A 12,460-nucleotide genomic window follows, 5' to 3' on the forward strand; every position below is an offset into this window, starting at 1 on the left:
ACCAAGCCGACTTCGTCGGCAAGCGGTCGCTGTCCCGCCCGGACATGCTGCGAAAGGATCGCAAGCAGCTGGTCGGCCTGTGACCCAGCGACCCGAAGACCGTGCTGGAGGAGGGGCGCAGATCGTCCTCGACCCGAACCAGCCGGTGCCGATGGACATGGTCGGTCATGTGACCTCGTCCTACTGGAGTGCCGAGCTGGGGCGGTCCATCGCTCTGGCGGTGATCCAGGGCGGCCGGTCGCTGCAAGGCAAGACCGTGCATGTGCCGATGCCGGACAAGGTCCATGCCGCGACGATCACCGGCATGGTGTTCGTCGACCCCGAGAACACCCGTCTCAGCGCATAGGAGGCTTCGTCGTGCTTCTGGCCAACCACCCGTTGCTGGGCAAGACCATCCCCGGCGACACCGCAAGCCGGCTGAGCATCCGTGCCGCCGAGGATATCGCCCGCTTCAGCCTGCGCATCGATCCTGCCGCCGTGCAATCGGCCGGGGCCGCCATCGGCATGCCGCTCCCCACCCGCATCGGCGGGATGGTGGAGGCCGGCGGCCGGATGGCCCTGCAACTCGGCCCCGACGAGTGGGTGCTGACCGCGCCGGTCGCCGAGAGCGACGGCATCGCCGACGCCTTCGCCGCCCTTCAGGAGCCGCACAGCCTGGTCGATATCGGCCATCGCGAGGTCGGCATCCTGGTCGAGGGGGAGGCCGCGGCGCTCGCCCTGCGCTCCGCCATTGCCTTCGATGTCGAGGCGATGGCGGTCGGCACCGGCTGCCGCACCCTGTTCGACAAGGCGCAGATCGTCCTGATCCGCGAGGACAAGACCCGCTTCCGGATCGAGGTCTGGCGCTCCTTCGCCGACCATGTCTGGGGAATCCTGCACGCCGTCAGCCGCGAAATCGCGCTCGGCCTCTGATCGAGAGAAACGCACATGACCCGTCATCAGACCCTGCCGAAATCCGATCTCGCCGATGTCGCGATCGCGGCGGCCATCGACCGCGAACTGAACCGCCAGAAATATGAAATCGAGCTGATCGCCTCGGAGAACATCGTCTCGGCGGACGTGCTGGCCGCCCAGGGTTCCATCCTCACCAACAAATACGCCGAAGGCTATCCGGGCCGCCGCTATTACGGCGGGTGCCAGTTCGTGGACGAGGTCGAGACCATCGCCATCGACCGCGCGAAAAAGCTGTTCGGCGCCGGCTTCGTCAATGTCCAGCCGCATTCGGGCGCCCAGGCCAACCAGGCGGTGTTCCTGGCGCTGTTGCAGCCGGGCGACCGGGTGATGGGCATGTCGCTGGCCCATGGTGGCCACCTGACCCACGGGTCGCCGGTGACGATGTCGGGCAAGTGGTTCGACATCGTCAGCTACGAGGTGCGCGAGAGCGACCAGCGGATCGACTATGACGCCCTGCGCGCCAAGGCGCTGGAAACCAAGCCGAAGCTGATCGTCGCCGGCGCCTCCGCCTATCCACGGGTGATCGATTTCGCCGCGTTCCGCCGCATCGCCGACGAGGTCGGCGCCTATCTGATGGTGGACATGGCCCATTACGCCGGGCTGGTCGCCACCGGCAATTATCCGGACCCGCTGCCGCATGCCCATGTCGTGACCACCACCACGCACAAGACCCTGCGCGGTCCGCGCGGCGGCATGATCCTGACCAATGACGAGGCGCTGGCCAAGAAGTTCAATTCGGCGGTGTTCCCCGGCAACCAGGGTGGTCCGCTGATGCATGTCATCGCCGCCAAGGCCGTCGCCTTCGGCGAGGCGCTGACTCCGGAGTTCAAGGCCTATGCCGCGCAGGTGGTGACCAACGCCAAGGTTCTGTCCGACACGCTGGTGAAGGGCGGTCTGGACATCGTCTCCGGCGGCACCGACTGCCACATGGTGCTGGTCGATCTGCGGCCGAAGGGCGTGAAGGGCCGCGACGCCGAGCGGGCTCTGGAGCGGGCCGGGCTGACCTGCAACAAGAACGCCATCCCCTTCGACCCGGAAAAGCCGGCGGTGACTTCCGGCATCCGGCTCGGCACTGCGGCGGGCACCACCCGCGGCTTCGGCGAGGCGGAGTTCGTCCGCATCGGCGAGCTGATCCTGACCGTCGTCGACGCCCTTGCCGCCGCCGGCCCGGACGGCAATGCCGAGGTGGAGAAGCGGGTGCATGGCGAAGTGCGCGACCTGTGCGAGCGCTTCCCGATCTATGGCTGATAGGGTCTCGCGCCGCTGGGAAATTTTGCTTAAAAGGCCAACTGTATTGACCTGACGAGGCGCCCGATGTTTCTCAGCGTTTTCGATGTGTTCAAGATCGGCATCGGCCCGTCCTCGTCACACACGATGGGTCCGATGTCCGCGGCAGTGCGGTTCCTCGACATGCTGCGGGCGTCGGCGGATGCCGCGCCTGCAGCGCTCCGGGTGCGGTTGCATGGCTCGCTCGCCTTCACCGGCAAGGGCCATGCGACGGATCGGGCGGTGTTGCTGGGGCTTCTCGATTACCGCCCGGACAATCTTGACGTCGACGAGGCCGAGGAGCGCATTGCCGAGCTTTGGCGGACGCGGAGACTGCACCCCGCCGGTCTCCCGGCATTCGACTTCGATCCGGAAGCCGATCTGGTCTTCGACTTCGGGCCGCCGCTGCCGGGCCATGCCAACGGGCTGGTTTTCCAGGCTTTGGACCGGGCCGGCAAGGTGGTGCTGTCGGAAATCTTCTACTCCATCGGCGGCGGTTTCGTCGTCACCGCGGCGGAACGGGAAGCTCCGGCGGCAGCGTTCGAGACCGAGTGCGTCGGCTGGCCCTATCCCTTCCACAACGCCGCGGCGATGCTGCGGATGGCGCGGGAGAGCGGTGCGTCCATCGCCGAGATGAAGCGCGCCAACGAGATCGTCGTCCGCTCCGCCGCCGAGGTCGACGAGAAGCTCGGCGCCGTCTGGGCGGCGATGAACGGCTGCATCGAGCGTGGCCTCAGCCTGGATGGCCAGTTGCCCGGCAGCCTCAAGGTCAAACGGCGGGCCAAGGCCATTCATCAGCAGCTTTTGCGCGAGCGTGGAGCCAACTCCAGCCTGCCGCATGTCGCCTCCGATTGGCTCGCCATCTATGCGATGGCGGTCAACGAGGAGAATGCGGCCGGCGGCAGGGTGGTGACCGCGCCGACCAACGGGGCGGCCGGCGTCGTACCGGCGGTGATCCGCTATTACCTCGACCATTGCGCCGGGGCGGAGCCGGCGAAGGTCGCCGACTTCCTGCTGACCGCCGCGGCCATCGGCGGCCTGATCAAGCACAATGCCTCGATCTCCGGGGCGGAGGCCGGTTGCCAGGGCGAGGTCGGATCGGCCGCCGCCATGGCTGCGGCGGGGCTGTGCGCCGTGCTGGGGGGAACGCCGGAACAGGTGGAGAATGCCGCGGAAATCGCCCTGGAGCATCACCTCGGCATGACCTGCGATCCCGTCGCCGGTCTGGTCCAGGTGCCCTGCATCGAGCGCAACGCCATCGGAGCGACCAAGGCGGTGGCCGCGGCCTCCCTGGCGCTGCGCGGTGACGGCCAGCATTTCATGCCGCTGGACAACTGCATCCAGGCGATGCGGCAGACCGGCGAGGAAATGAGCACCAAGTTCAAGGAGACCAGCCTGGGTGGGCTTGCGGTGAATCTGCCGGAGTGCTGACGCCCTCCACCGGTTTGCCGCCGGCCCCTCCGGCCTCGGCCCCATCCACTGCCCCATCTATAGCCAAGGTCGACCGCATGCGTGCCGGTGCCAAGGTATTTTCTGCACTGGATGGCGATCTGGAGCCGTTGCTGGCTTGCGGCTGGCTGCTGTCGATGACCCAGGGCATTGCCGTTGTCGCCGGTCCTTCGGAACGGAAACCGGGCGCCGGGCCGGCCGCCCACGGCTTCATGGATCCGCATGTCCTTCGGCAGGACCGGGACGAAGAGGTGCTGCTGCAGGCCGCTGCAGCTCACCTACGCCGCGTTGCGGCTGCGCTTCCCGGTGATGGAGCGCTCCAACTCGTTCATGGACCGCCGGTCGGAAATTTCGATCTTCTGCTGGTCGGCCGCCCGCCGTTCGGCCGGCCGTTGTCCAGCAGCCCGGCCTATTGGAATGCCGATGCGCAGCGGTTCAAGGCGGTTCTGGTGGCCCCGCGGGAGACACCGTCCTGCCTTAGCCGCAGCGTCACCATTCTGGCGAACGGACCGCCGCGCGAGCCGCTTTCCTTCGGCATCGCCCGACGGCTGTTTCCAGCCTTGGCGTCGGTCCGCCTCATCCTCGACCATGGGAGCAGTCCGGAGCAGGAGTCCGAGTGGCTGCGCCTGATCGATTGCCATTGCCCTGTCCAGGTCTCGACGGTGCGGCGGACCGCCGATCCGCAATCCGCCGCATTGCCCGATGCCAAAGACGATCTTCTGATCGTGGAGCGTCCGGTGGGGGTCTGGGCGGCGATCAGCTTTGAGTGGCGATTGACCGGTCTTCTCGAACGGACGCCGGGGGCGGTGCTGTTCACCCTGTGATACTGCCCCCGTTCCCCGACGCCCTTCCAGGCCGGCCGGATCGCCCTTCGGCCCGCCTCAGCCGACGCGCTCGATGGCGATGGCCGTGGCTTCGCCGCCGCCGATGCACAGGGAAGCCACGCCCCGTGTCAGCCCCCGCGCCGCCAGCGCATGCAGCAGCGTCACGATCAGCCGTGCCCCGGTGGCGCCGATGGGGTGGCCGAGCGCGCAGGCCCCGCCATTGACATTCAGGCGCTCGGCCGGGATTCCCAGGTCGCGCTGCGCCGCCATGGCGACGACGGCGAAGGCCTCGTTGATCTCGAAAAGCTCGACATCCCCCACCGACCAGCCGAGCTTGTCCAGCAATTTCCGGATCGCCGGGATGGGAGCGGTGGTGAACCAGGCCGGATCGTGGCTGTGGGTGGCATGGCCGCGGATCTCCGCCAGGATCGGCAAACCGGACGCTTCCGCCACCGACCGCCGGGTCAGCACCAGGGCGGCGGCTCCGTCCGCATTGGCCGACGAGCTGGCGGCCGTGATCGTCCCGTCCCGGCGGAAGGCCGGCTTCAGGGCGGGGATCTTGTCGGGGGAAACCTTCAGCGGGTTCTCGTCCTGGCCGACCACCCGCTCCCCACCCTTGGCGGGAACGGTGACCGGCACGATTTCCGCCGCGAAGGCGCCGCTTTCCACCGCCGCACGGGCGCGGGTCAGCGTCTGCGCCGCATAGGCGTCCTGCTCGGCACGGGAGAAGCCATAGGCCTCGGCCGTCGCCTCGCCGAAATCGCCCATGGCACGGCCACCCTCATAGGCGTCCTCCAGACCGTCCAGCATCATGTGGTCGAGCAGCCGGTCATGGCCGATGCGGTAGCCGCCGCGCGCCTTTGCCAGCAGGTAAGGGGCGTTGGTCATCGACTCCATGCCGCCGGACACCACGATGTCGGCCGATCCGGCCCGGATCAGGTCATGGGCGAGCATGGTGGCTTTCATGCCCGACCCGCAGACCTTGTTGATCGTGGTCGCCCCCGTCGCGTCAGGCAGTCCGGCGCCGCGGGCAGCCTGCCGCGCCGGCGCCTGCCCCTGGCCGGCGGGCAGGACGCAGCCCATCAGCACCTCGTCGATGCTGGCGGGCGGCAGTCCGGCCCGCTCCACCGCCGCGGTGATGGCTCGGGCGCCCAGAGCCGTTGCCGGCAGCGCTGCCAGCTCCCCCTGGAAGCGCCCGAGCGGCGTACGGACGGCGGACACGATGACGACGGGGTCCTGAGTGGGGGAAGCCCGAAGGGAGGCGGTCTGCATGGTTGCGGTCTCCGGATCGACGGCCCGGTGGAGCGGGAAATAAATGACGGCCGTCATGTTTGCATAAATGATGATGATCGTCATATAATTTGTCAACGGGTCGCCTTTCGGCATTCGGGTGACTTGACAGGGAGGGTGAATCATGCGCGTGAGCAAGGAGCAGGCGGCGGAGAACCGGCGCCGGGTCGTCGAGGTGGCGAGCGCGCTGTTCCGCGAGCGCGGCTTCAACGGCATCGGCGTCGCCGACCTGATGAAGGAGGCCGGCCTGACCCATGGCGGCTTCTACGGCCAATTCGCGTCCAAGGAGGATCTGGCGGCCGAGGCCTGCGCCCACGCGATGGCCGTGGCGGCGGAAAATTGGGGACGGACGGCGGAGACCAAGGGCGACGATGCGCTGGCGGCGCTGCTGGACAGCTATCTGTCACCGCGCCATCGCGACCACAGCGCCGCAGGCTGTCCCATTGCCGCACTCGGTGTCGATGCCGCCAGACAGGGCGGGATGGCGCGGAGCGCCTTTACCCGTGGGCTGCGGCCCTTTCTTGAGGTGCTTGGCCGGCTGGTGCCGGGCCGGTCGGAGGACGCCAGGCGCAAGGCGGCGCTCGCCACCCTGTCGGGGATGGTCGGCGCGCTGGTCCTCGCGCGTGCTGTCGACGATCCCGCCCTGTCGGAAGAGATCCTGGCGGCAGCACGCACGGACCTTGGCAAGCCGGCGATGGGCGACGCCTGACCGGCTCCGGCGATCAGGCGATGCGGCGCAGCAGATCGATGCGCAGCGGTTCGCCCAGCAGTGTTTCGAACTGTGCGGCGAGACCGGTGAAGGCTGCGGCCTTGGCATGGGTGTCGAGCGCGGCCTGATCCTTCCAGATTTCGTACATCACAATGGTGCCGGGCTTCTTGCGGTCGACATGGGCGGAGTAGGCGATGCAGCCCGGCTCCTTCAGCACGTCGGGGACGATGGCGGTGATGGCGTCGGCCAGGGCTTGCTCCTGGCCCGGCTTGGCGACGAGATAGGCGACGAGTTGCACCTGTTCGCTGGGCGGAACGGTCATGGTGATGTCTCCCCTTATGGATGGTTGGATTTGAAACGTCGCAATGCCGGAGTTTCGCCGATCCTGGCGCGCTCCGGACGCGCTGGCAACCCGGCCCCTTGGCCTGTGATGAAGGGATAGGCCGGGAAAATCGAAAACGGAAACGCATAGTTGCGATTTCAACGAGAGGAAAATCGCATTGATGGGTGGAGTGGGCTTCTGTCCGACGGGGGGATCCTTGTCCGTGCCAGCCGGCTTCCCGGATTCGGCCTCCTATCGTCCGCGGCACCAACATCGCTGTTGACCAAAGCTGTATTATCCATCATACAGGTTCCTGTCTGGTGGATGGACAGGTTTGGGTCCCATTGGGGCGGTTTCCGGTGGATGGGGAGGCGGAGTGCTGTGAAGTCGGCGGTCGAACCTCTGAAGGCCCGCAGGATCTACCTTCTGCTGCGCGACCGCATCGTCGCCGGTGAACTGCCGGCAGGCACGCGCCTGCCGGGCGAACCGGCTCTGGCGGCCGAGCATGCCGTGTCGCGGGTCACCGTGCGCCGGGCGCTGGACCTGCTGGAAAAAGAGGGGCTGGTGCAGCGCAAGGCCGGCTCCGGGACCTTCGTCCATGACACGCGCGCCGTCCGGCCCATCGTCGCCGACCTGTCGAACGTGCTGTCGCACCTGATCGACATGGGCCGCAGCACCGACGTGAAGCTGCTGTCCTTCGGCTACGGCGTTCCATCGGACCAGATTGCCGAAAGCCTGGGGCTGAAGCCCGGCGAGCGGGTCCAGCGGTCGGTGCGCGTCCGCCTGATCGATGGCGAGCCCTTTTCCTACCTGACCACCCATGTGCCGGAATGGATCGGCCTGACCTATTCGGAAGCCGAACTGGCGGCCCACCCGCTGCTGGAACTGATCGAACGGTCGGGCGTGACGACGGAGCGCGCCACCCAGGCGATCAACGCCACGCTGGCCGGACCGGAAGCGGCGACGGCGCTGGATCTGGAAATCGGCTCGCCGCTGCTGACCCTGACCCGCATCGTCTACGAGCCATCGGGCCGAGGCGTGGAGCATCTGCATGCGCTGTATCGGCCCGACCGCTACAGCTTCCATATGGATCTGGTGCGCACCGGCAACGACGGAGAACGGCGCTGGAGCCCGGCGCTCGGCTGGCCGCGTGGCACCGACAAGACCAAAGCCGAAAAAAGCAAGCCCGACAAAAACAAACTGGGCGAAAAGCCCACCCGCACCGCGCGGGCCATCAAACAGAGGAGTTGAGCGTTATGGGACGTTCGGTACAGGACACCACCCTCTCCGGCATTTCCCGCCGCACGGTTCTGAAAACCGGTGCCGCGGCTGCCGCGGTCTCGGCGCTGCCGTTCGCCGCGCCGTCGGTGCTGCGGGCGCAGACCGCGGTGGTGAAGATCGGCATCCTCCAGCCGGTGACCGGCGCGCTGGCCCATGACGGCGACCTCGGCCGCGCCGGGGCGGAGATGGCCATCAGCGAGATCAACGCGGCCGGCGGCATCAAGTCGCTGGACGGCGCCAAGCTCGAAATGGTCTTCGGCGATGCGCGTTCGACTCCCGAAGCCGGCACGCAGGAGGTCGAGCGCATGCAGGCCGAAGGCGTTTCGGCCATCGTCGGCGGCTTCGCCAGCCCGATCTGCCTTGCCGCCTCGCAGGCGGCGGCGCGCTATGACCTGCCCTATCTGGTCGATGTCGGCGTGTCGGACCAGATCATGGCCCGCGGCCTGACCAACACCTTCCGCTTCAGCCCCGGCTTCGGCAAGGTCACGCAGGTGGCGCTCGACAACCTGACCGCCATCAACGACAAGGCCGGCAAGCCGGCGAAGACGGTGGTGCTGGTGCATGAGGACGGGCTGTTCGGCTCCGGCCTCGCCAAGCTGTTGCAAACCGAGCTGCCCAAGCGCGGTTTCGAGATTCTGGAGACCATCGCCCATCCGACGCCGGCGCGCGACATGTCCAACGTGGCGCTGCGCATCCGCTCGCTGAATCCTGATCTGGTCATCCCGTCCAATTATTACGGCGAGTTCGTGCTGCTCGCCCGCACCATGCAGCAGCAGCGGATCAAGCCGAAGGGCATCTATGCCATCCTCGGCGGGGCGGCATCCAATGGCCGCTTCGTCAAGGAGTTCCCGCAGGCGGCGCAGAACGTCATCGACTGCAACCACTGGCACGATCCGAAGAACCCGAAGGCGCTGGCCCTGCGCAAGGCGGTGGAAGCGCAGGGCAAGTCCTTCGCCTACAATGTCTCGCTGAACTACTCGAACGTGCTGCTGCTGGCCGACGCCATCGAGCGGGCCGGCTCCACCGACCGCAGGCAGATCATCGAGGCGCTGAACGCCTCGACCTTCGCCGGCCACATCATGCCCTATGGCCCGACCAAGTTCGTCAACGGCCAGAACGAGGCGGCCACCCCGATCAACACCCAGATCCAGGGTGAGGACATCAAGGTGATCTTCCCCGACGCATTCGCCGAGGCGAAGGCCAACTTCCCGGCGGCCTGATCGGTTTTTAGCCGTCGCATCTCCGCATTCCCCCCACCCGCAAGGGCTGCCGCGATCCGGCCGGCCGGCAGCGGGTGAGGGGACCATTTCCCTCATGCGCGGGCTGCCATGTATTCCCCTCAGATCATCCTGGAAGCGGCGCTGAACGGTTTGATGACCGGCGCGGTCTATGCCCTGATCGCGCTTGGCCTGACGCTGATCTACGGCGTGCTCCACATCATCAACTTCGCCCATGGCGCGCTCTTGACCTGCGCCATGTTCGCGGTCTGGATCGCCTGGGCCTGGCTGGGCATGGATCCCTATCTCGCCATCCTGCCGCTGGTGCCGCTGATGTTCGCGCTCGGTTACGGGCTGCAGCGCTTCGTCATCGGACCGGCCAGCCATGGCGACGACGGCAACATCCTGCTGGTCACGCTGGGCCTGTCCATCGTGCTGGAGAATGTCCTGCTGGCGCTGTTCCAGTCCGACACCCGGACGCTCGACACCGACTATTCCTTCCAGGTGGTGGCGCTGGGGCCGCTGTTGCTCAGCTATCCGCGCCTGATCGGGCTGGGGGTGGCGGTGGTGGTCACCGGTCTCTTGTGGCTGGTGCTGAACCGTACCGACACCGGCAAGGCGATCCGCGCCGTAGCCAAGGAGAAGCTGGGCGCCAATCTGGTCGGCATCGACGTGCCGCATGTCTATGCCGTCACCTTCGGGCTGGGCTGTGCCTGTCTCGCCGTCGCGGCAGGGCTGCTGATGCCGACCTTCTACGTCAACCCGCGCATCGGCGGCGCCTTCGTGCTGGTCGCCTTCACCGTGGTGGTGCTGGGCGGCATGGGCTCGCTGCCCGGCGCGCTGCTCGGCGGCCTGTTCATCGGGGTGGTGGAGAGCCTGTGCGGCCTGTTCCTGGGCGACAGCCTGGGCCAGATCGGCATCTTCCTGATCTTCATCGCCGTGCTGCTGGTGCGGCCGACCGGACTGTTCGGAGCCAAGGCATGACCGCGCGCGACCTGATCCCGATCGCCGTCCTGACCATCCTGGCGGCGCTGTTGCCGCTGGCGGTGACCTCCAGCCCGGTGCTGAACTTCCTGGTCTTCATGCTGATCGTTGCGCTGGGCGCCCAGGGCTGGAACATCCTGGGCGGCTTCGGCGGCCAGTTCAGCTTCGGCCATGCCGCCTTCTTCGGCACCGGCGCCTATGTGACGGCGATCCTGCAACTGCGCTATGGCGTCAACGCCTGGGCCGGGCTGGTGCTGGCGACGGCGGCCGGTGCGGCGGTCGGCTGGGTCATCGGATTCCTCAGCTTCCGCTCGGGCCTGCGCGGCTCCTACTTCGCGCTGGTGACGCTGGCCTTCGCCGAGGTGTTGCGCATTCTCGCCAATGCCGCCTCCTTCACCGGCGGAGCCGCCGGCCTGCTGATCAAGCTGGATGTCCGCGCCGCCAACCTGCAATTCGCCGACCGTGCTGTCTTCTACTGGCTGGTGCTGGCCTTGGTCGCCGCGGTGCTGCTGCTGACACGCTGGATCCAGCGCTCCCGTTTCGGGGCGCAGCTGGTGGCGGTGCGCGAGAACGAGGATGCGGCCAAGGCGCTGGGCGTCAATTCCCTGACGGTGAAGCTGCGCGCCATCGCCCTGTCCGGTGGTGTCACGGCGCTGTCCGGCTGCCTCTATGCCCAGTATTTCCTCTACATCGACGCCAACATCGCCTATGGCAGCTGGATTTCGGTCGAGCTTCTGCTGGCCCCGATCATCGGCGGCGTCGGCACGGTCTTCGGTCCGGTGGTCGGGGCGCTGACCCTGCACGGGCTGGGCGAGGTCGCCAAGCAGTTCGCCGGCCGCATCCCCGGCATCGACCTGATCGTCTTCGGCGGCGTGCTGGTGCTGGCCGTGGCCTTTGCCCGCGGCGGCATCCTGGGTCTGCTGGAGCGGCTGCGCGACCGCGGCCGCGGGGTGATGGCGCGCGGCTCCAAGGAGGTTTCCCATGCTGGCCGTTGAGGGCGTTTCCAAGCGTTTCGGCGGGCTGATGGCGGTGGACAGCGCGACCCTGTCGCTGCAACCCGGCGGCATCATCGGGCTGATCGGTCCCAACGGCGCCGGCAAGACCACGCTGTTCTCGATGATCTCGGGCTTCGTCGCCCCGACCGAGGGACGCATCCGCTTCGAGGGTGCCGACATCACCGCCGAGGAGCCGCACCGCCGGGCGGAGCGCGGCATCGGCCGCACCTTCCAGATCGTCCAGCCCTTCGCCGGGCTGACGGTGTGCGAGAACATTGCCGTCGGCGCCTATCTGCGCCATGCCAAACGGTCCGATGCCACGGCGAAGGCGCGCGATGTCGCACGCCGCGTCGGGCTGGACGCCGAGCTGGACCGGCCTGCGGGCGGGCTGACTGTGGCCGGGCGCAAGCGGCTGGAATTGGCCCGCGCGCTCGCCACCGAGCCGAAGCTGCTGCTGCTGGACGAGGTGCTGGCCGGCCTGAACCCGTCGGAGATCCGCGACATCATCCCGGTGATCCGGGGTATCCGCGACGAAGGGGTGACGATCCTGATGATCGAACACGTCATGCAGGCGGTGATGAACCTGTGCGAGCGCGTCTATGTGCTGGCCCAGGGCCGCATGATCGCCGAGGGGCCGCCCGCCGTCGTCTGCGCCGACACCCGTGTGATCGAGGCCTATCTCGGCCACGGTGCCGCCGCCCGTCTGAGGGCGGAGGGGGCGGTCCATGGCTGAACAGCTTCTGGAAATCCGTGGCCTGAAGACCGGCTATGGTGCGACCGAGGTGCTGCGCGGCATCGACATGGCCGTCCATGCCGGCGAGATCGTCACCGTGCTCGGCTCCAACGGTGTCGGCAAGACGACGCTGAACAAGGTGCTGTCGGGCGTGCTGCCGCCCTGGTCCGGCGAGATCCGGTTCGGCGGCACCCGCATCGACGGCAAGTCCGCCGCGCGAATCGTCGAGGAGGGTCTGATCCAGGTGCCGGAAGGCCGCAAGATCTTCCCCAACCTGTCGATCCGCGAGAATCTGGAACTCGGCAGCTACCGGCGCGGCAAGCCGAACCGCGCACGGAACCTGGAGCGCATCTTCGCCACCTTCCCCCGCCTGAAGGAGCGCGAGGGTCAATTGGCCGGAACCCTGTCGGGTGGCGAACAGCAGATGCTGCCATCG

Annotated in this window: 14 protein-coding genes; 12 read left to right on the forward strand and 2 right to left on the reverse strand. The window is 67.6% G+C overall.

Annotation, left to right across the window (positions count from 1 at the left end):
• Positions 1 to 79: 79 nt before the first annotated feature.
• The 5 genes from I71_RS35660 to I71_RS06485 all read left to right on the forward strand — a co-directional run bounded on the left by I71_RS35660 (position 80) and on the right by I71_RS06485 (position 4,493).
• Entirely contained in the window at positions 80 to 346 is a 267-nt protein-coding gene (locus tag I71_RS35660; RefSeq protein WP_244433677.1) for a glycine cleavage T C-terminal barrel domain-containing protein, read from the forward strand.
• 11 nt (positions 347 to 357) lie between these two features.
• Positions 358 to 912: a sarcosine oxidase subunit gamma gene (locus I71_RS06470; protein ID WP_042692635.1), complete on the forward strand. Its 555-nt coding sequence runs from the start codon at positions 358 to 360 to the stop codon at positions 910 to 912.
• Positions 913 to 927: 15 nt separating this feature from the next.
• A complete protein-coding gene (gene glyA / locus I71_RS06475) occupies positions 928 to 2,202 on the forward strand; it encodes a serine hydroxymethyltransferase (protein WP_042692638.1) in 1,275 nt (424 codons plus the stop codon).
• A 66-nt stretch (positions 2,203 to 2,268) separates the two neighbouring features.
• Positions 2,269 to 3,651 (forward strand): L-serine ammonia-lyase, encoded by a 1,383-nt coding sequence (locus I71_RS06480; RefSeq protein ID WP_042692641.1) that lies wholly within the window; start codon positions 2,269 to 2,271, stop codon positions 3,649 to 3,651.
• Positions 3,652 to 3,728: 77 nt separating this feature from the next.
• On the forward strand, positions 3,729 to 4,493 hold the full coding sequence (locus I71_RS06485; protein ID WP_042692646.1) for a hypothetical protein: 765 nt from the start codon (positions 3,729 to 3,731) through the stop codon (positions 4,491 to 4,493).
• Positions 4,494 to 4,550: 57 nt separating this feature from the next.
• On the opposite strand, the gene I71_RS06490 is transcribed toward I71_RS06485, so the two are convergent.
• On the reverse strand, positions 4,551 to 5,765 hold the full coding sequence (locus I71_RS06490) for an acetyl-CoA C-acyltransferase (protein WP_042692671.1): 1,215 nt from the start codon (positions 5,763 to 5,765) through the stop codon (positions 4,551 to 4,553).
• A 142-nt stretch (positions 5,766 to 5,907) separates the two neighbouring features.
• On the opposite strand from I71_RS06490, the gene I71_RS06495 reads away from it, so the two are divergent.
• Positions 5,908 to 6,492: a TetR/AcrR family transcriptional regulator gene (locus tag I71_RS06495; RefSeq protein WP_042692648.1), complete on the forward strand. Its 585-nt coding sequence runs from the start codon at positions 5,908 to 5,910 to the stop codon at positions 6,490 to 6,492.
• A 13-nt stretch (positions 6,493 to 6,505) separates the two neighbouring features.
• Here the strand turns inward: I71_RS06495 and I71_RS06500 are convergent, their stop codons facing one another.
• Positions 6,506 to 6,814: a putative quinol monooxygenase gene (locus I71_RS06500; protein ID WP_042692651.1), complete on the reverse strand. Its 309-nt coding sequence runs from the start codon at positions 6,812 to 6,814 to the stop codon at positions 6,506 to 6,508.
• A gap of 381 nt (positions 6,815 to 7,195) precedes the next feature.
• On the opposite strand from I71_RS06500, the gene I71_RS06505 reads away from it, so the two are divergent.
• From I71_RS06505 to I71_RS06530, 6 genes are all read left to right on the forward strand, one after another.
• Positions 7,196 to 8,065 carry a GntR family transcriptional regulator gene (locus I71_RS06505; RefSeq protein WP_042692654.1) on the forward strand — a complete coding sequence of 290 codons (870 nt, stop codon included), beginning with the start codon at positions 7,196 to 7,198 and terminating at the stop codon, positions 8,063 to 8,065.
• Positions 8,066 to 8,070: 5 nt separating this feature from the next.
• Entirely contained in the window at positions 8,071 to 9,315 is a 1,245-nt protein-coding gene (locus tag I71_RS06510; RefSeq protein WP_042692656.1) for an ABC transporter substrate-binding protein, read from the forward strand.
• 108 nt (positions 9,316 to 9,423) lie between these two features.
• Positions 9,424 to 10,296 (forward strand): branched-chain amino acid ABC transporter permease, encoded by an 873-nt coding sequence (locus I71_RS06515; protein ID WP_042692659.1) that lies wholly within the window; start codon positions 9,424 to 9,426, stop codon positions 10,294 to 10,296.
• A complete protein-coding gene (locus tag I71_RS06520; protein ID WP_042692662.1) occupies positions 10,293 to 11,291 on the forward strand; it encodes a branched-chain amino acid ABC transporter permease in 999 nt (332 codons plus the stop codon). Before I71_RS06515 ends, I71_RS06520 begins: the two co-directional genes overlap by 4 nt.
• Positions 11,278 to 12,024: an ABC transporter ATP-binding protein gene (locus tag I71_RS06525; RefSeq protein WP_042692665.1), complete on the forward strand. Its 747-nt coding sequence runs from the start codon at positions 11,278 to 11,280 to the stop codon at positions 12,022 to 12,024. Before I71_RS06520 ends, I71_RS06525 begins: the two co-directional genes overlap by 14 nt.
• The coding region (locus I71_RS06530; RefSeq protein WP_042692668.1) for an ABC transporter ATP-binding protein at positions 12,017 to 12,460 on the forward strand (444 nt) is incomplete at its 3' end. The genes I71_RS06525 and I71_RS06530, both read left to right, overlap by 8 nt.

It is taken from the genome of Azospirillum sp. B506 (genome assembly GCF_000333595.1).
GTDB lineage: Bacteria > Pseudomonadota > Alphaproteobacteria > Azospirillales > Azospirillaceae > Azospirillum.

Bases quoted from the DNA above. Each gene is read 5' to 3' on its own strand.
- I71_RS06525 (WP_042692665.1), top strand. From the start codon at position 11,278: ATGCTGGCCGTTGAGGGCGTTTCCAAGCGTTTCGGCGGGCTGATGGCG.
- I71_RS06500 (WP_042692651.1), bottom strand. From the start codon at position 6,814: ATGACCGTTCCGCCCAGCGAACAGGTGCAACTCGTCGCCTATCTCGTC.
- I71_RS06515 (WP_042692659.1), top strand. From the start codon at position 9,424: ATGTATTCCCCTCAGATCATCCTGGAAGCGGCGCTGAACGGTTTGATG.
- I71_RS06510 (WP_042692656.1), top strand. From the start codon at position 8,071: ATGGGACGTTCGGTACAGGACACCACCCTCTCCGGCATTTCCCGCCGC.
- I71_RS06495 (WP_042692648.1), top strand. From the start codon at position 5,908: ATGCGCGTGAGCAAGGAGCAGGCGGCGGAGAACCGGCGCCGGGTCGTC.
- glyA (WP_042692638.1), top strand. From the start codon at position 928: ATGACCCGTCATCAGACCCTGCCGAAATCCGATCTCGCCGATGTCGCG.
- I71_RS06480 (WP_042692641.1), top strand. From the start codon at position 2,269: ATGTTTCTCAGCGTTTTCGATGTGTTCAAGATCGGCATCGGCCCGTCC.
- I71_RS06490 (WP_042692671.1), bottom strand. From the start codon at position 5,765: ATGCAGACCGCCTCCCTTCGGGCTTCCCCCACTCAGGACCCCGTCGTC.
- I71_RS06520 (WP_042692662.1), top strand. From the start codon at position 10,293: ATGACCGCGCGCGACCTGATCCCGATCGCCGTCCTGACCATCCTGGCG.
- I71_RS06485 (WP_042692646.1), top strand. From the start codon at position 3,729: ATGCGTGCCGGTGCCAAGGTATTTTCTGCACTGGATGGCGATCTGGAG.